At 58.1% G+C, this 17,224-nt stretch carries 14 protein-coding genes; 7 read left to right on the top strand and 7 right to left on the bottom strand.

Annotated features, from left to right (window positions below):
• Positions 1 to 35 precede the first annotated feature (35 nt).
• Positions 36 to 599 (top strand): DJ-1 family glyoxalase III, encoded by a 564-nt coding sequence (locus CI070_RS03605; protein WP_094137230.1) that lies wholly within the window; start codon positions 36 to 38, stop codon positions 597 to 599.
• A gap of 80 nt (positions 600 to 679) precedes the next feature.
• Here the strand turns inward: CI070_RS03605 and CI070_RS03600 are convergent, their stop codons facing one another.
• Entirely contained in the window at positions 680 to 1,756 is a 1,077-nt protein-coding gene (locus CI070_RS03600) for a glycosyltransferase (RefSeq protein ID WP_094137229.1), read from the bottom strand.
• 397 nt (positions 1,757 to 2,153) lie between these two features.
• Here CI070_RS03600 and CI070_RS03590 point away from each other — a divergent pair, with 397 nt between their 5' ends.
• The 6 genes from CI070_RS03590 (at position 2,154) to CI070_RS03565 (ending at position 9,172) form a co-directional block, all read left to right on the top strand.
• Positions 2,154 to 3,362, top strand: coding sequence for a glycosyltransferase (locus tag CI070_RS03590; RefSeq protein ID WP_130088638.1), 1,209 nt, complete (start codon positions 2,154 to 2,156; stop codon positions 3,360 to 3,362).
• Positions 3,359 to 4,414, top strand: a complete 1,056-nt coding sequence (locus CI070_RS03585; RefSeq protein ID WP_179218553.1) for a glycosyltransferase family 2 protein — start codon at positions 3,359 to 3,361, stop codon at positions 4,412 to 4,414. Before CI070_RS03590 ends, CI070_RS03585 begins: the two co-directional genes overlap by 4 nt.
• A gap of 20 nt (positions 4,415 to 4,434) precedes the next feature.
• On the top strand, positions 4,435 to 5,331 hold the full coding sequence (locus tag CI070_RS03580) for an alpha-1,2-fucosyltransferase (RefSeq protein WP_179218551.1): 897 nt from the start codon (positions 4,435 to 4,437) through the stop codon (positions 5,329 to 5,331).
• 24 nt (positions 5,332 to 5,355) lie between these two features.
• The gene (locus tag CI070_RS03575) at positions 5,356 to 6,480 is read left to right on the top strand and encodes a glycosyltransferase (RefSeq protein ID WP_094137225.1); all 1,125 of its coding nucleotides are present in this window, start codon (positions 5,356 to 5,358) and stop codon (positions 6,478 to 6,480) included.
• Positions 6,481 to 6,494: 14 nt separating this feature from the next.
• Positions 6,495 to 7,844, top strand: coding sequence for an SGNH/GDSL hydrolase family protein (locus CI070_RS03570; RefSeq protein ID WP_143245710.1), 1,350 nt, complete (start codon positions 6,495 to 6,497; stop codon positions 7,842 to 7,844).
• 212 nt (positions 7,845 to 8,056) lie between these two features.
• A complete protein-coding gene (locus CI070_RS03565; protein ID WP_094137223.1) occupies positions 8,057 to 9,172 on the top strand; it encodes a glycosyltransferase family 8 protein in 1,116 nt (371 codons plus the stop codon).
• 114 nt (positions 9,173 to 9,286) lie between these two features.
• Here CI070_RS03565 and ppk1 read toward each other — a convergent pair whose 3' ends face one another.
• From ppk1 to secY, 6 genes are all read right to left on the bottom strand, one after another.
• Positions 9,287 to 11,374: a polyphosphate kinase 1 gene (gene ppk1 / locus CI070_RS03560; RefSeq protein WP_094137222.1), complete on the bottom strand. Its 2,088-nt coding sequence runs from the start codon at positions 11,372 to 11,374 to the stop codon at positions 9,287 to 9,289.
• A 35-nt stretch (positions 11,375 to 11,409) separates the two neighbouring features.
• Positions 11,410 to 12,972, bottom strand: coding sequence for an HD domain-containing protein (locus tag CI070_RS03555; protein WP_094137221.1), 1,563 nt, complete (start codon positions 12,970 to 12,972; stop codon positions 11,410 to 11,412).
• Between the two features lie 159 nt (positions 12,973 to 13,131).
• On the bottom strand, positions 13,132 to 14,199 hold the full coding sequence (locus tag CI070_RS03550) for an acyltransferase family protein (protein WP_094137220.1): 1,068 nt from the start codon (positions 14,197 to 14,199) through the stop codon (positions 13,132 to 13,134).
• An 18-nt stretch (positions 14,200 to 14,217) separates the two neighbouring features.
• The gene (gene map / locus CI070_RS03545) at positions 14,218 to 15,015 is read right to left on the bottom strand and encodes a type I methionyl aminopeptidase (protein WP_094137219.1); all 798 of its coding nucleotides are present in this window, start codon (positions 15,013 to 15,015) and stop codon (positions 14,218 to 14,220) included.
• Positions 15,016 to 15,028: 13 nt separating this feature from the next.
• The gene (locus CI070_RS03540) at positions 15,029 to 15,679 is read right to left on the bottom strand and encodes an adenylate kinase family protein (RefSeq protein WP_094137218.1); all 651 of its coding nucleotides are present in this window, start codon (positions 15,677 to 15,679) and stop codon (positions 15,029 to 15,031) included.
• 37 nt (positions 15,680 to 15,716) lie between these two features.
• On the bottom strand, positions 15,717 to 17,195 hold the full coding sequence (gene secY / locus CI070_RS03535; protein WP_022196959.1) for a preprotein translocase subunit SecY: 1,479 nt from the start codon (positions 17,193 to 17,195) through the stop codon (positions 15,717 to 15,719).
• Positions 17,196 to 17,224: the final 29 nt, after the last annotated feature.

Here is a 17,224-nt window from a genome sequence, read left to right as displayed (position 1 = left end):
TGAACGTTCCACTTCCTCCCCCTGTCTTACCAACCATGAAAAAAGTCGCCATACTTGCCGCCCCCGGATTTGAAGAAATCGAACTCATGGCTCCGCTGGACATCCTGCGGCGCCTGAACATGGACGTAGTGCTTGCCGGCGTCCAGTCCGACAAGGTGGTCAGCACCCATGAAGTAACCGTCAGCACGGACACCATGCTGGATAAACTCCATGCCGACAAGCTGGACGCCCTGATCCTGCCCGGCGGCGCGGGCTCCTGGGTACTCCGCGACACGCCGGAAGTTATCCATCTGGTCAAAAAAATGCATGAAGCGGGCAAGCTGGTGGCCGCCATCTGCGCCGCCCCCATCGTGCTGGCCAAAGCGGGCCTGGTGAAGGACAGGAACGTCACGGCCTACCCGGCCCAGGACGTTTACCGGGAACTCAACGAAGCCGGCGCCCATATTGTGAAAGATGAAAATGTGGTGCTGGACGGCAACATGCTCACCGCCAACGGCCCCGGCGCCGCCATGCTCTTCGGCTACTCCATCGGGGAATATCTGGGGGAAGACCTCCAGGTGGCCCAACTCAAAGAGCAGATGTGCTACACGGGCCTGTAGGATGCCGGCAGGCATTCCGCCTTTCCGCAAACCCCATGCGGCACCGGAACAACAGGGAAAGGGGGAGGAATTTCCCCTTTTCACTTCATCAGGCGCCTTTTCAGGGTATAGTAAGCCCCCCGGCGTCCCTTGCGGGACGACATCAGGCGGGAATGCAGGGCAGAGAAAAAATTGCTCCGGCAGGGGTAATCCAGCAAAAGGCGGCAAAAAGCCCGGTCCCATCGGTCCAGACGGGGGAGGACGTTCTCCGCGCCCACCAGCTCCAGCCACTTTTTCCAGCCGGAAAGCAGAACTTCCCGGTCTTCCGGAGACGCCCTGAAAAAAGCTCCCTCTTTCATGATGAAATGCCTGCGCATCAACTCCATGCAGTAGTCCACCAGACCGAAGGCGGCGGGTGAATCAAGGAGCCCCCGCTCCCCCCAGAAACGCGCCAGAGATTCCATGCCCATCAAATCCATGCGGAAATCCCCCAGGCGGGGATCCCGCCCGCAGGAGGCGGAACCGGGGCGTTCCCTCCGGTAATGGTACAAACGGTCGGGAAGGATCAGGAGCCGCGGAGCAACAGTCAACAGCATCAAACAGAAATACAAATCCTCCCCCTGGCGCAATCCGGGAACGAAACGCACACCGTTTTCTTCCAGCAGCTTCCTGCGGATCAGCTTATTCCACACCGTTCCCGCGCACCGGCTCCAGGGCGTCCCCCGCCGGAACCGCTCCGCTTTTTCTTCCGGGAAAAACCCGGCTGACGGCGACCAGCCGCTTTCAGGCATATCCATGCCTCCGCGGTCGCAGAACTCATGGTATCCGCACACCGCTACGTCCGCATCTTTTTCCACGGCCGCATCAAACAGGCGCCGGAACATATTCCGCTCCACCACGTCGTCCGGGTCCACAAAACCGATATACTTTCCCGCAGCCTCTTCCATGCCGCTGTTCCTCGCCGCGGAAACACCGCTGTTTTTCCGGTCAATCACCCGGACGCGGCCGTCCCTGTCCCGCCATTCGCGCAATATCTCCGCCGTATGGTCGGAAGAACCGTCATTGACGCAAATGATTTCGATATCTTCCATGCTCTGACCGGCCAGGCTTTCCATACATTGGTCCAAATAGGCGGCAACATTATAACAGGGAACAATGATGGAAACGGATACGCTCATGGCGGAAGCATCCTTTTTTATCCGGATTGAAAATTCACATCAAGAAAAAACAGCAACGCCATCTGTTGAAAAACGGAACAACCGGAAGAGGGAAACTGTTTCCGGAAAGAAATGCAAAGGCTGCCTCCCGAAGGAAGTTCCCGGGAATAACGGAAACGGAGGGCTGTGGTACGGCTGCAATACGGCGGAAAATTCAAACCGTCAGGAATACTCCGGCATCATGCGCCAAGGAGTTTTTTTGATATTGCTTTTCAGTATGAATTTATTAAGTATTCAGCCCTCGTCACACAACGTATTCTTTTTTACCCGGCGGGGGAAAAACCGCCCGGAACGGTAACAAGGGCCATTCATCATCCGCGTCAGGCGATATTCATTATATTTCCTGCAATTTTTCACCATGAAACCAATGACACATACGCAGACAGTCATGCTCCGATTGCTGACCATGTGTATTCCGTTTCGGAACCTGCGTAAAAAATGGCGCACTTTCCTGCGCGATTTCCTGTCCGACTATGACCGGGACGCCCGCCGAAGCATGCGCGCATGGCGCAGGCATCCAGTGGCCGGCCGTACCATCCTTATTCTGGAACCCAACTATTGCCACGGGGAAGTCATCCCCGGTTTCTGCCGCCACCTGCTCGACATGGGATACCGCGTTGATGTCCTGATGCATCACAGCCTGGCCAGACAATCGCCCCTGTGTTGTTTCAAGGAAAACGAGATCCAGATCTTCACAGCCATGTGCACTTCATGGAAGCGCCTGGCCAAAGCTCCCGTCCTCAACCGGTACGAAGCCATTTTAGTATCAACATCCGCCTTTTATGACACTCCGGGATGGGCAGGTTTCCTTCACATGACGGGGCTTGACAGATTCACCAATCTTCTGGCCGTCGAACATGAATTAAATGACATCCCACGGTTCGGGGAAGAAGGGCTTGAACGGCAGGGACGTCTGCTGACGCTGGGCTCCTTTCCCAAAGGGACGATGGTCAATCCGCACTTTTTCGGGGAAATCCCGCCTGCGCCCAGGAACCGTGAACCCGTATTCATTACCGTAGGTTCCCTTTCCGCACAGCGGAAAAACCACAACCTCCTGATTGAAGCGCTGCAAACCATCTACCATGAAGGCCACAGGGACTTTTCCGTCATCATCGTAGGGGAAGGAGAACTGGGAGAAATTCCCGGCCACCTGCGCCCCTTCCTGCATGTGGCCGGAAAACTCGACTTCCCCGCCATGTACGAGGCCATGAGGCGGGCGGACTATTTCCTGCCTCTCCTTGATCCCGGCAATCCGGCGCACGACCGCTACATTACCACCGGCATCACCGGCTCCGCCCTGCTCATTTACGGATTCGCGAAGATTCCGGTCATCCATGAAAAATTCGCTTCCTTCTACGGCTTCAATGACCGGAACGCACTTCTTTACGGGGAAGAAACGCTTGGCGGCGCCATGCTCCGCGCCATCAGGCAAACGGAGGAGGAATACGCGGAAATGCAGCAGGCGCTTCTCCAATTGGGCAGGGATATTGACAGGGAATCCCGCTCCAACCTGAAGCGGGCTCTTGCCGCATGCTCCCCCTCCGAACCTCAACAGTCCCGCCAATGACCCAATCCTGCCCGCCACAGCCCCAGGTTTCCGTCATTGTTCCCGTTTACAACCAGGAACGATATCTTGAAGAGTGCATCAGCAGCATACGCCGGCAAACCCTTGCGGAGTGGGAATGCCTCATCATTAACGACGGTTCCTCCGACTCGTCGGGGGAAATCGCCCGGCGTTTTTCAGAGGCGGACTCAAGAATCCGTTATTTTGAACAGAAAAACAGAGGCGTTTCCTCCGCCCGAAATCTGGGCATGCGGCGCGCTTCCGGGCGCTATTTGTGTTTCGTTGACGGCGACGATTTCATCGACGCGGCCTTTCTCAAACATCTTCTGGACGCCTCGGACCGCGGAGCAAGCGATTTGACCGTAGCGGGAAAGCTGTTCTGCGACAGGTTTCCGCCGGATAAAATCCCCGCCCTGCCCACCTGCGGCATATTTCTGCGCCGGGAGTTCCCCTTGAAAAACAATCTGGAATTCCCGGAAGGCATTCACCCCTGTGAAGACGGCCTCTTCTCGCATTTCGTGCTCGCGCTGACAGAAAAAATTTCCTTCTGTCCGGAGGCCGTTTACCATTACCGCCAGCATGAACAGGGCAACCACCACCAGATACGGAAAAGAACCGCCGACATCCTGCCCATGATCCCCCGGTGGCTTTCCCTGATTGAAGAGTTTTATGAACAACGCCATCTCTGGAAAAGAAAAGCCGGCCATCTCGTCCGCTTTATTGAGCATGAACCATTTGAACTGAGGCTGCTTGGCATGCCTTTCTCCCCGCCGGAGCAGGAAATACTTTACAGCATCATCCGGGACTTCCTGACCGCCCATTGCACGGCCGCCGAGTGCCGGAGGGCCTCCCTGCATCTTCCTTTCCGCCTGTTGTTGCAATCCTCCGGCTTTTCAGACTTCGGAAGAAGGCTCCGGAGGGCCGGCAAAAACACCGGAATCCGCCGGAAGCTCCTCCATTTCTGCCCTGTCCCCTCATGGAGGAGGAATGGCAGGGCACAGCTGCGGCAAGTACGCGAACAGCTGGAGGAAATACGCAGGAATATCACGTTTTAACCCCTTTTCCCTGCTTGAACATGGCAAAGAAAAAAGAATTGGTCATGCGTCTTTTCGGAGGGCTGGGAAACCAGCTGTTCCAATACGCCTTTCTCTTCGCGCTCTCCCGGCAAGGGGAAAAAGCAAGGCTGGAAGCCTCATCATATGAACATGATGACAAGAGGGTCTGCGAACTCCATCACTTCCACATTTCCCTTCCCATTGAAGGGGGCCCTCCCTCCTGGGCTTTCCGCAAGTCCCGCATTCCCGCCTGCCTGCGTTCCCTGTTCTCCGCCCCCAAATATCCTCATTTCCGGGAGGAAAAACGGCACGGGTTCGAACCCGGCCTCATGGCCCCACCCCGCTGCCATACCTATTTCAAGGGATATTTTCAAACGGAACAATACTTCTTCCACTGCCGGGAACAGCTTTGCAGGGAATTCCGTCTAAAAACTCCCCTGACTCCGGAAAACGCCCGCATTCTTGAAGACATCCGTTCCTGCTGCTCCATTTCCCTGCACATCAGGAGAACGGATTACCTCTCCAACCCCTACCTTTCTCCGCCGCCGCTGGAATACTATCTCCGGAGCATGGCTGAAATGGAAGGAAGGCTGCGGGCGGCAGGCGTTCCGCAGGAATCCCTGCGTTATTTCATCTTCTCGGACGACACAGCGTGGGCACGAGAACACCTGAGGCCCGCCCTGCCCCATGTCCATGTGGATATCAACGACGGCGGCGCCGGCTACTTCGATCTGGAGCTGATGCGAAACTGCCGCCACCACATCATCGCCAACAGCACGTTCTCCTGGTGGGCGGCCTGGCTCAACGAACACGCGGAGAAAATCGTCATCGCGCCGCGCATCTGGTTCAACAGGAATGAAAACGACCGGTACCATACGGACGACGCACTCATCCCCGGCTCATGGCTCCGGATATAACCCCGTTTCCTTACGCAGCAGCCCATGTCCTCTCCCCTCATTTCCGTCATCGTCCCCATCTACAACATGGGACCCCTTCTTCCGCGCTGTCTGGACAGCCTGGCGGCACAAACCCTCCGCGACCTGGAAATCATCTGCGTGGACGACGGTTCGACAGACGGGTCCGGAGACATCGTCCGGAAATATGCTTCCGGAGACAGCCGGTTCCGCCTGATTACACAGGAAAATTCCGGCAGGGCGGAAGCCCGCAACGCGGGAATCAGGGCAGCCGCAGCGCCTTACCTGGGTTTTGCGGATCCGGATGACTACGTTGAGCCGGACATGTACGAACGGCTCTACCGGCTCGCGGAAGAAACCGGGGCAGACATGGTCCAATGTTCCTATTCCCCCTTCCTTCCGGCTGAAAGCGAAGAATCGCGCGGAATGACTGAGGAAAAACTCCTTCATGTTGAAAACACCGCCTGCGACGGCGTCTTTACGGAGAAAGGAGAAATATTCCGGCTCTTTCTGGAAGACAGGATCACCGGCGTCGTCTGGAGCAAATTGTTCAGGCGGCTCCTCCCCGGCTGTTCCGCCCCCCTGGAAGTTCGCCTGCCTTCTTCCTTCACCAGCGGAGAAGACACACTTTACGTTTCCCGGGCCATCGCCCGCTGCCGCAGCGTCGCCCTCACCTCTGAAAAACTCTACCACTACGGGCTGGGCGGCCCCCAATCCGTTTCTTCGCGCAACCGGAAAGCGGAAACCCGGCCCGCAAGCTATTACGCCATATTCGAGATGCTTACCAGGGAAAAACTCCGGGAAGGGGTTCTGGGCAGCAACCGCACGGCCTACATGAACTATATTGTCCCTCTGCTTTTTCCGGACAATGAAATGCCGGCCGGGCGGCTCAGGCATTGGACGGAACTCTGGCGGGAGGCGGGCATCACTTCCGAACACGTTTGTGGGATTCCCAGGGAACAGCGGGCTTACCTTGAGGCCGCCCTGGCCGGACAGTGGATTTACCTGCGCCTCCTTCAATGTTTCTGGAAGTTCAAAACCGCCAGGAGGCACATGTTCCGGCTGAGGTTTTCCAAAAACGGAATAGACACCATCCAAATACTCGGGCGCACTCTTTATTCTGCAAAGAGGCCCCCCCGCTCATCCCTGTAACCGCTGTTTTCCCCGTGTTCATCTATTCCTATCAGCAACACGACCACCTCCTGCCCGGCAATGACAGAATGCTGGTGATCGGCAGTTCCGCTCTGGCAAAAAACCATGGCTATCTGAAATCGTCCAGACTGACCGCGGACACGCTCATCTTCAATTTCCCGCTCAACCATCCCCGCCTGTGGCGGCAAATGGAGCACAGCCTTTCCGGCGCCCGCTACAGCGTTATTCTTTTCATGTGGCCGCCCCTGCACCTTTCCCTCGCCAACGGCAGGCTCATGGGAAAGCCCCTCCGGGAAGGAGTGCTCATGGAAAGCGCCGAAGATATGCTTTGCAGGCTTTTCGCCTTTCTGCGGAAACAAACGCGCCGCCTGATCCTCCTGTCATCCCCGCCCTCCGACTACGGCAGCGCCCGGCATCCCTATGCGGAAGAACCAGGCCTCCTTGAAGCCTGGAACACCCTTCTTCGCACGCTGGCAGGCAAGCTGAACCTTCCATTCATTGACTTTTGCGGCGATATGCTGCAATGCCGCTCCCTGCCCGGTTCCGGGGAAGAAGATTTCCCGGAAGCTTACCGGAATCTGGGAAAACAGGTTCTCCGCCGGCTGCCTTTCGGCCAAACGTGGGCGAAAAGGCGTTCCGGGAAAATACACCGCCTGCTGGAGAAAAGAAGAAAACGCCGGAAGGAACGCATGCTTGCCCGCTGGAGGACATTGACGGCCCCTCCCCATTATCGTGAGGAAACCGACTGGATTACGGCCATTCATTCAGAAAAAGGGCAGGCGCGCATACTGCTCATTGGCGGCTCCGTCATGCGGCATTTGTGGCGGCCCCTTGCCTCAGAACTTCAGGAAGACATTGACTTGTTCTCCTCCACGCTGATTCCCGGAGATCCGGACTATCTCCCCACTCTTGCAGGATATTTTCCCTCCTCCGGATACGAAGCCGTCATTGTTTCCTTCGGTTCCCACGTCACCAATAAAGTCTCCGCCATTTCCGTGGATGACTTCCGCAAAAATTACATGGCATTCGCCTCCCAGCTCAGCAAGCGCTGCCGTTTCCTCATCCTGGCGACCAGTACGTCCATCATGGATGGGCCGGACGGCACGCTGAATGAAGAAAAAGAGAAAACCCTCGCCGCCTTTAATGCCATTGTCCGCGAGGCGGCATCTTCCCTGCCCGGCGCGGTTCTTTCAGACCACCATGGCTTCATGCAGGGGCGCAGATATATAGATCCCTTCCATTTCTCCCCTCCGGACCGCGCGTACCAGGCCGGGAAAACAGCCGGACTGCTCCTGCCCCTTCTCTCCGCCCGGCAGGAACCGCCAAAGGAACAGGAATGTCCGAAAACCCGCCCCGAACCATGAAACGGACAAATGAACGAAAACCGCCAAATTATTTTCCATACGGGGAGAAACGGTTACCCCCCGCAAAAATCCCGGCCCCGGCATTTAAAGACTTCAAATTCCCCCCCCTTCTTCAAATAACAGACGTCCCTTTTCCGGCCTGAACGGAGCTTCCATGCTCTTTCCCTCCCCGGCCTATTCCTTCCCGCAGCCCCTTCTTCAAGACCCTTCCCATGAAATTCCCCGATGCCATGACAACCCCGCCCGTTCCCGCATCCCCGGAAAAATCACGCATCCCCGTCATGTTTTCCGCCACCGGCGGCTGGGGCCTGCCCCTGGGCGTAGCCATTCACACCCTTTGCCTTCACGCCGGTTCCGGACGCTTTTATGACATTCACATCGTTCACGACGGAATGGACGCGCGAATAATACAGGAGCTGAACCGGGTCGCCGCCCCCTTTACGCAGGTTTCCCTTTCTTTCCTGCAACTTCCGGAAGAATTCCGCCAGCTCTTTCAAAACGGCAACAAGGACCGCTACTCCCCCCTTGCGTATGCCCGCCTGATGGCCGGCAGCCTGTTCCCGCAGTACGGCAGGATCGTTTATCTGGACGCGGATGTCCTGCTGGCCGGAGACGTAGCCGAACTGTATTTTTCCGATTTGCGGGGAGCTTCCGTAGCGGCGGCCGGAGACGGCCTGGCCCTCTGGAGTATTGAAAAAGGAACGATGCACCCCCATCTGGAATATATGGGCAACTACCTTTCCTCCCCCCTTTCCTACTGCAATTCCGGCGTCCTGGTGCTGGATCTGGATCAGATGCGCCGCCGCAACCTGGAACACCGCCTGCTCCAATGGCTCCGGAGCCGCCCGGAACCCTTCCCCTATCCGGACCAGGACATCTTAAATATCGCCCTGCACGGAGACATAACGCCGTTGCCTCCGGAATGGAACTTCCAATTCCTGTCCTGGACCTGGGATGAAGAAAAAACACGGCTCCTGCGCGGGACCGAATTTGAAAACGTTCCGTCCATATCCTGCGGACGTTCATGGAAACTGCTGCATATGGTCGGCCCGGAAAAACCATGGCGGCTTCCTGACGCCCCCGGAACCATGGGGCAGTTCCACTGGATCCTGTACTCCTTTTTCTGGTGGCCGGAAGCAAAGAAACTTCCCGCGTTCCGGAAGGAACTGGATGCGATTTCCCAGGGGCTGGCCCCGCTACTCCGGCACCATATCCGCGGCCAGCAATGGAAACTGTTCTTCTCCCGGGGCCATATTTTCCGGAAACGCCGGGACAAAATCAGGTGGCTGAAAAAATTGCTGTCCATTCTTGACGGCAGAAAACCGTAACCGGCTTCCCCCTCCCTCTCCGGAAAACATGGGCAGCCTCCGCAGACGGCCGGAAAACCGGCGTACTCCGGAGACTGTTCCCGGCTGACCTTCAGACGCCCGTGACGAGCGCCTTTAATGCGGTGTGTGCGGTTCCAGCATCTGCTGGCGTTCCCGTTCCTTGTCCTTGGCCAGGCGGCGCGCCTCCTTGGTCAGGTACTGCTGCAAACGGAAGGCTTTCTGGCCTTTTTTCCGGACGACATGTTCGGAAGTGCCGTCCGGCAGAATATTGCAGGCCTGGACATTGTCCCTGAAGCAGGCGTCCAGAATGGATTTCAGGCGGCGCGCCAGCTTTCCGTTGGTGACGGGCACCATAAGCTCCACCCTTTTATCCAGATTCCGGGTCATCCAGTCCGCGCTGGCGATGAAAAGCTGGTGGTTGCCGCCGTGGTGGAAAAAGAAAATGCGCGCGTGCTCCAGATACCTGTCCACAATACTGACCACGCGGATTACCTTGCCGTTGGGCCGGGGGCCCGTTTTCAGGCAGCAAATGCCGCGCACGTTCAGTTCAATGTCCACCCCGGCGTCCGCGGCCCTGTACAGGGCGTCAATAATTTCCACGTCCTGAAGGCTGTTCATCTTGGCGGAAATGCGGGCGGGTTCCCCCTGCCGCGCGCGTTCCGCCTCCCCTTCAATAAGTTCAATAAGGCGCGCCTTCATCAACACCGGGGAGGGATACAGCTTGCGGAAGCGCATGAGCTTGGTGCGCCCCGTCACGGAATTGAAGAACTGGGAAGCGTCCGCTCCCAGCTGGTCGTCGCACGTAAGGTAGGAAATATCCGTGTAAATCTTGGCGGTGGTCTCATTGTAATTGCCCGTGCCGAAATGGCAGTAACGCCGCAGCATGCCCTGTTCCCGGCGCACCACCAGGCAAATCTTGGCATGGGTCTTCAACCCCTTGACGCCGTAAACAACCTGCACGCCGGAACGCTGAAGCTCTTCCGCCTTCTCCAGATTGCGGGCTTCGTCAAAACGGGCTTTCAGCTCCACCAGCGCCGTCACCTGCTTGCCGCTCTCCGCCGCCTTTTTCAGGGCGGCCACGATGCGGGAGTTCCTGGCGGTGCGGTACAGCACCTGCTTGATGGCGATGACGTCCGGATCTTCCGCGGCTTCCTCCACCAGGCGCAGGACGGGTTCAAAACTTTCATAGGGATGGTTGAGCAGAATGTCCCCGCCGGCAATGTTTTCAAAAATGCTGACGGCCGGGTCCACGGAAGGGGACGGCTGCGGGGACCACTGCTCCACCTTCAACTGGTCATTGCCGGGTGCAAAGGCCATTTCCATAAAATCGGAAAGCATCAGGGGCCCCTTAAGGTCATAAGTCTCTTCCTTCCCGGCGCCTACGATCCGCATGATTTTGTCATGCAGGGGAGCGGGCGCGGAGGACTCTACTTCCAGCCTCACGCATTCGGAAAATTTCCGGGCTACGAGCACTTCCTCCATCTCATCCGCCAGGTCCAGGGCGTCTTCCTCCTGCACGGCAATATCCCCATTGCGCGTGACGCGGAACACCGCTGCGGAAAGAACGGTTTCACCGGGAAAAACGGTGCCGATGCACTCACGGACCAGGTCCTCCAGCATCACGTAGCGTTCCGCCTCCGCGGAAGGGACGGGAACGCGCCGCGGCAGGCCGTCCGGAAGGGCCACCACGGCGGAGCGCATCTCCCCGGTCTCATTGTCGCGCAGTTCCACGCCCATCAGCAGCTTGAGGGACGGCAGCGCGGGAGCCTCCGGAGCATCCATGTCCAGCGGCGTCAGAAGCGGGAATATCTGGTTGTTGAAATACTGCTCCAGCGTCAGTTTCTGGGAAGTGCTGAGATCCTCCATCGCCAGGGGGTTGATCCCGTTGATTTCCATCCACGGCAGAATTTCCTCATGGAACAGGCGGTATTGGTCCTCAATCATGCGGCCCACGCGGGAGCGGATGGCTTTCAGCTGGCGGGTGGGCGTCAGCCCGGAAATGTCCTTCACGCGGGAACCGGAATGCCGCAGCATCTGAAGGCCGCCCACGCGCACCATGAAAAACTCATCCAGGTTGGAGGCGGTAATAGCCAGAAACTTCAGGCGTTCCAGGAGGGGAAGATCCGTTCTTACGGCCTGGTCCAGCACGCGCTGGTTGAATTCCAGCCAGGAAAGTTCTCTGTTGATATATTCGTCAGACATGGGAAAAATGGAAAATGGAAGTTTTTTAAATCAGCCTACCGCTGGGGCGCCAGCACGACGTCATACCCGAAGATATCCGCAAACAGGTCGCCCTTCAGCCGCAGGGCCAGGTCTTCCACGGCGGTTTCCCGCACGCCCTGAAGCTCCAGCTCCAGCATGCGCCCGCGGATATGCGCCCGGACGCCGTTCACGCGCTGGGCATGGCCGCGTTCCAGGGCGTCCGCCACGCGCAGGATGGCGGCCATCTTGGCTACGCGCATGCGGTCCCTCAGTTCCAGCTCCCCGTACATGGGATCGGAATTGGCGGGAACCTCATGCCGGTGGTAGCGGGCCAGCAGGGCGATCGTTTCCACATCATCCCGGGAAAGGCCGAAAATTTCACTGTTGAGAATGATATACTGGGAATGGAGCTGGTGGTTCTGCTGGTTGATGAAAGACCCAACCTCATGCAGGATGGAGGCCACTTCCAGCAGCAGCCGGTCATGTTCGGAAAGGCGGTGCAGGTCCTGAAGCTGGTCAAACATCTCCATGCACAGGCGCGCCACATGCTCGCGGTGCCCTTTGTCCGCCTTGTACCTGTCCGCCAGAATCCCGGCGAAATGAAGGACCTCCGCCTCCAGGTCCCCCGGATGCTGTTCCGCGCGTATCAGGCTGCTTGAAAACTCCTCGTCATAACCGCTCGCGGGAATGATGACGTCATTCAGGTTCAGGCTGCGGGCAATCATTTCCGTCATCAAAACGGCGGGCAGCAGGGAGTCCACCCCGGCGAAATCCGCCCCGTAAACGTTCATGCGCTGTTCCAGAGTGGTGCGGGACATCCGCTCCGCCTCCGCCGCCAGGGAGGAGCACGTCACCTTGCCTTCCGGCGTGGGGGCCAGGCGGTCCCGGAGCTGCTGCATTTCCTGGCCGATGACGATCAGGCCCGCCAGGCCCTTCACGCCCCCGTAATCCAGGCAAATCTGGTCCACCTGCCCGCGCATGTGCTCCCGCAGAATGGAAAGCTCCGCCACATCGTCTCCGTACTCGATTTCCCCGACGGCCTCCCCCGTGCGATGCGTTCCCAGCCTGTAGCAGGAATAACGCACGATGCGCCCCTTCTGGAACAGGAGCACGCGGGTATTGCCCGGCCCCGTATGGACCACAAGCACCTTTTTCTTGCTGAATCCCGGATACTGGGCCAGAGCCTCCTGCACCTTCACGTAAATGAGGCGCGTCATCTTGCCGTCGTCAATGCGGCGTCCACGCAGGCCGTGGGCCACGTGCATGCGGTTCACGAACACGTCCACATTATCCGCCTCGGAAATGATGTTGGAAATCATGAACCGGACGGAAAGCTTGCTGCCGGCTCCGTATTCCTTGAGAATTTCCAGATAGTCGCCGATGATTTGCACGCAGCGGTCCATGGTATGCCGGGAAATGCGGTGGAACCGGAAAATGTCACGCGCCATCGGAACGGGCTGCTGAAGGAAATCCAACAGGCGAATCCTGTCCCGAACTGCCTCAGCCACCATCAGGCTCATGGAGCTCGGGCCCAGATAGATCACCGCCTGAGTTGATAATTCCGAATCCTGAACCAGCTCGCCTTGAATCATTGCCATACCATGTATTGTTTCCCGGCCGTGGAGCAAGAACGGCAACGTGACAAAAAAGCCGTTTCCACCCCTTTCAGCAAAGGAAAGAATAAGGGATTTGCCTTTTGACGGCAAGAGATAAGCGCGGCTCCCTTCCCGTCCCGGCGGAAGGGTTCTTCAAGACGGCTATTTCCCATAGGCACCCAGCAGGGGAACCAGCCGCGGAGCAAATCTTTTCATGAAGAAAAAAAGCCCCGCCAGCACGACGAAAATGACCGGGACCAGGCAGAGCCAGAGCATGTCCCACGCTTCCCCCTTCCATGTAATCCAGCCGCTTCCACGCAGCAGGATGATGACGATGTAATGCGTTCCGAAAATGAAAAAACACGCCGGAGCCAGCCCCGCCACCCATCTGGCCGCGCGCGGAAACCATTCCGTGAACAGAATGGCCAGGGACATCAGCCCCAGCATGCCCAGGGCGATGAGCATGGAATTGTGCTGGTCCCGGTGGCCTGCCAGCCACCAGGTAAGCGCAAGCGTGGCAGCCAGAAAAGGCACCGCGTACCGGCGCACGGCCTCCGTCAGAAACGGCAGGGAATACCGGGAAACATACATTCCCAGCAGGAAAAATCCCAGGCTGTTGGCGATGGGATAATCATGATCCGCCAGATCCAGCGCAAAATAGTTCAGGGACAGCATGATAATCCCCACCCAAAGCAGATAGTCCCCCAAGCGGTAAAGAAGGGGAGCCGCAGCGGTATAAATAATAATATCGCGCAGGAACCACATAGGCGCGTCCACGGGATGCCCGGCAATGCCCAGGCAGCGTCCGAACGCCGCGAGAGCGGGCCAGAACCCGGCGCCCTCCCCCCCTTCCAGCCATTCATACATAGGCCGGTAGGACGCGTAATATTCATGCAAGGGAGACCAGCCGATCAAGACGGCCGCAACCAGTCCCCACACCAGATACGGACGGAGAAGAAACCAGCTCCGCCTCCAGAGGAAAAGGCTTCCTCCATCCAGAGGGCCGAACGAACCTCTCCCCACAAAGTAGCCCGCCGCCAGCAGAAAAAAGGGCGTGCGCGCCGCCAGGAACTCCGCCCATATCCACCGGTACAGCTCCGCAGAATAGAAGGCCATGTGATTCGCAATAATCAGGATGCAGGCGACCACGCGGGCCACATCCACCCACACCATGCGGCGGGCGGCGGTCTTCTCCAGAATCACGGGAATGGAGGCTTCCGGCGGCGTCATTCCCAGGAAGTGCTGAAGTTACAAAGGAGCAATGCCGAGCTGCTCCGGCAACGCGATGCGGGGGCGGTCCGTCACAATCAGGGGCGCGCCGTCCGTTACGATAACCGTGTGCTCAAAGTGGGCGGAAGGCTTGCCGTCCGCCGTGACGACCGTCCAGCCGTCATCCAGAATTTTAACGGAAGGCCTGCCCGCGTTCACCATCGGCTCAATGGCCAGGGCCATTCCCTTTTTCAGGCGCGGAAGCTTGTAATGAGGGCGGTAGTTGGGAATCTGGGGTTCTTCATGCAGGTGGCGGCCTATGCCGTGCCCCACAAAATCCCGAACCACGGTAAAACCGCGGGGACGCACAAAGCCCTCCACCGCCGCGCAGACGTCCGCCAGCAAGGCGCCCGGCCTTACCAGTTCAATGGCGCGGAACAGGGATTCCTCCGTCACGGCCAGCAGCCGCAGTTTTTCCGGATCCACCATGCCCACCGGCACGGTCATGGCGTTGTCTCCATGCCAGCCGTCCACAACGGCGCCCACGTCCAGGCTCACAATGTCCCCGTTCTGGATGCGGCGGGGACCAGCGCTGCCGTGCACCACCTCCTCATTAATGGAAATGCAGAGCTGGCCGGGAAACCCGCGGTATTGGTAAAAGGAATTGCCTACCTTGTGCTTTTTAAAGATTTCACGCGCAATATCATCTATTTCCCGCGTGGTGCGTCCCACCTGGACTTCGGCCCCGATCTCCATCAAGATTTCCGCCGTTACAGCCCCGGCCTTCTGCATCTTGGCCACCTCGCCGGGAGACTTGATATGGATTCGTTCTGCCATGGGATTATTCTTTTTATTGCCGGTACTCTTCCAGCTTGCGGGCCAGATCCCGGGAAACCTCGGCAGGTTCCCGTTCTTCGGACACCGTCATTTTAACGACCAAGCCGCGGGCTTCGTAGTACCTGGCTACGGGCAGCGTCATGGCTTCAAAATCTTTCCAGCGGCGGGCGAAAGCTCCCATGTTGTCATCCTTGCGGGAAACCATTTTCCCTCCGCACTTGGAACATTCCTCTTCCGGAGTCTGCACCACGTAACCGCATGTGGAACATTCCCGGCGGCGCATGATGCGCTGTTCAATGAGTTCTCTGGACACATCCATCCAGACGACCACGTCCACGGACGTTCCCCGCTGATTCAGAAAATGATCCAGCGCTTCCGCCTGCGCAACCGTGCGGGGATAGCCGTCCAGCAGCCACGCGCCATGATCCATCTCCGACAGCCAGCCGCGCACCATGTCGTTGACAATCTCGTCCGGAACCAGCATGGCCCTGTCCATATAGCTCAAGGCTTTCCGGCCCAGTTCCGTGCAGGATTCCACTTCCCTCCGCAACAGGGAGCCGGTGCTCAGGGAATGGAGGCCGAAGGTATCAGCCAGAAACCGGCCCTGGGTCCCTTTGCCGGATGCGGGAGCCCCAACCAGAATGAAATGCTTGAGTTCCTTCATATCTTTACTTTCAGTAAAAAAAGGGGGGGGGGAGGGCTTACTGCATGGCGTTGTAGGCGATGGCTCCGGCCAGCACAAGCAGGGCGATCACAATCCACATGACGGTAACGGTGCGGCTGCCCGCGGCGGCGCCGGTACCCTGGATGTGCCCGTATTTGCCCTTGAGCTTGCCTTTCTTCAGGAAGCCGTCGTAATTGCGGGAAAGAAGAGTCGTTTCCACCTGACGCATCATGTCAAGCAGTACGCCCACCAGAATGAGAAGGCTGGTGCCTCCGAAGAACTGGGTGACCAGGTAGGGGATATTGCCCCCGATATTCAGCAGGGAAGGCAGGAAGTAAATGAGGGTCAGGAATGCGGAACCGGCAAAGGTCAGCCTTTGCATGGTCTGGTCCAGGAAAAGGGCAGTGGGGGGGCCGGGACGGATGCCGGGAATATAGCCGCCGTTGCGCTTCAGGTCTTCCGCGATCTGGGAGGGCTGGAACATGGTCGCCACCCAGAAGTAGGAGAAGAAGAAGATCATGAGTCCGGAAATAATGTAATAGCCGGAAGAAGCAGGATTCAGCCAGTCATTCATCTTGGTCGCGATCCACTGCAGCGTAGTGTTGTAGTGGGCGATCTGGGAGAAGAGGACCTGCGGAAGGGAAAGGATGGCCGTAGCGAAAATGACGGGCATCACGCCGGAGTAGTTAAGCTTGAGAGGCAGGTACTGCGTGGCGCCGTTGAACATTTTATTGCCCATGACCCGTTTGGCGTACTGCACGGGAATGCGCCGCTGGGCCTGCGTCACCGTCACGACGAGCGCCACCACGACAATCAGGAAGGCAATCAGGGCCACGAGCAGCATGGCTCCCATGGGAACAACCGCGCCGTCCTTGTACACCAGGGTTTTCCAGGCCAGGGTGACTGCCCCCGGAAGGGCGTGAATAATGTTGACGGAAATGATGAGGGAAACGCCGTTGCCGACGCCGCGTTCCGTAATCTGGTCGCCTATCCACATCAGGAACATGGTGCCCGCCACCATAATGAGCACCGTCATGAGGGCGAACTGGATGCCGGGGTCAATGACAAGCTGGCAGTCCGCAGGAATGTTGAGACCCACGGCCTGCAGGCGTTCCGGATGTTCCAGCGTGCCGACCAGGAACCAGCCCTGCACAAGGGCAATGACGATGGCGATGGCGCGCGTCCACTTGGTCATTTTCTGGCGGCCGCCTTCTTCCCGCACCATCTTGGCCCACTGGGGAACCACCGCGGAAAGAAGCTGGGTCATAATGGAAGCGGAAATGTAGGGCATGATGCCCAGAGCAAAAATGCCGCACTGCTGGAGGCCGCCGCCGGAGAAAATGGTCAGCACGGTAGCCAGACCCGCTCCGGGGCCGCTGGCGTTCGTGGAGGCTTCAATCACTTTCTGCAGCTCCATGACATCAATGCCCGGCAGGGGAATCTGTACCCCCAGGCGGACGACGACAATCATCGCCAGTGTGAACAAAATCCGGCGCCTGAGCTCCGGTACTTTCATGGAGTTTGCAAATGCGGATATCATGGTCC

Origin of the sequence: Akkermansia muciniphila (genome assembly GCF_900184965.1) — a bacterium.
Lineage (GTDB): Bacteria > Verrucomicrobiota > Verrucomicrobiia > Verrucomicrobiales > Akkermansiaceae > Akkermansia > Akkermansia muciniphila_A.
This window is presented reverse-complemented; position numbering and strand designations above follow the sequence as displayed.

What these genes read in the sequence shown, in the direction of transcription:
- CI070_RS03605 (WP_094137230.1), top strand. Translation starts at nt 36, where the DNA reads ATGAAAAAAGTCGCCATACTTGCCGCCCCCGGATTTGAAGAAATCGAA.
- CI070_RS03600 (WP_094137229.1), bottom strand. Translation starts at nt 1,756, where the DNA reads ATGAGCGTATCCGTTTCCATCATTGTTCCCTGTTATAATGTTGCCGCC.
- CI070_RS03590 (WP_130088638.1), top strand. Translation starts at nt 2,154, where the DNA reads ATGAAACCAATGACACATACGCAGACAGTCATGCTCCGATTGCTGACC.
- CI070_RS03585 (WP_179218553.1), top strand. Translation starts at nt 3,359, where the DNA reads ATGACCCAATCCTGCCCGCCACAGCCCCAGGTTTCCGTCATTGTTCCC.
- CI070_RS03580 (WP_179218551.1), top strand. Translation starts at nt 4,435, where the DNA reads ATGGCAAAGAAAAAAGAATTGGTCATGCGTCTTTTCGGAGGGCTGGGA.
- CI070_RS03575 (WP_094137225.1), top strand. Translation starts at nt 5,356, where the DNA reads ATGTCCTCTCCCCTCATTTCCGTCATCGTCCCCATCTACAACATGGGA.
- CI070_RS03565 (WP_094137223.1), top strand. Translation starts at nt 8,057, where the DNA reads ATGAAATTCCCCGATGCCATGACAACCCCGCCCGTTCCCGCATCCCCG.
- ppk1 (WP_094137222.1), bottom strand. Translation starts at nt 11,374, where the DNA reads ATGTCTGACGAATATATCAACAGAGAACTTTCCTGGCTGGAATTCAAC.
- CI070_RS03555 (WP_094137221.1), bottom strand. Translation starts at nt 12,972, where the DNA reads ATGGCAATGATTCAAGGCGAGCTGGTTCAGGATTCGGAATTATCAACT.
- CI070_RS03550 (WP_094137220.1), bottom strand. Translation starts at nt 14,199, where the DNA reads ATGACGCCGCCGGAAGCCTCCATTCCCGTGATTCTGGAGAAGACCGCC.
- map (WP_094137219.1), bottom strand. Translation starts at nt 15,015, where the DNA reads ATGGCAGAACGAATCCATATCAAGTCTCCCGGCGAGGTGGCCAAGATG.
- CI070_RS03540 (WP_094137218.1), bottom strand. Translation starts at nt 15,679, where the DNA reads ATGAAGGAACTCAAGCATTTCATTCTGGTTGGGGCTCCCGCATCCGGC.
- secY (WP_022196959.1), bottom strand. Translation starts at nt 17,195, where the DNA reads ATGAAAGTACCGGAGCTCAGGCGCCGGATTTTGTTCACACTGGCGATG.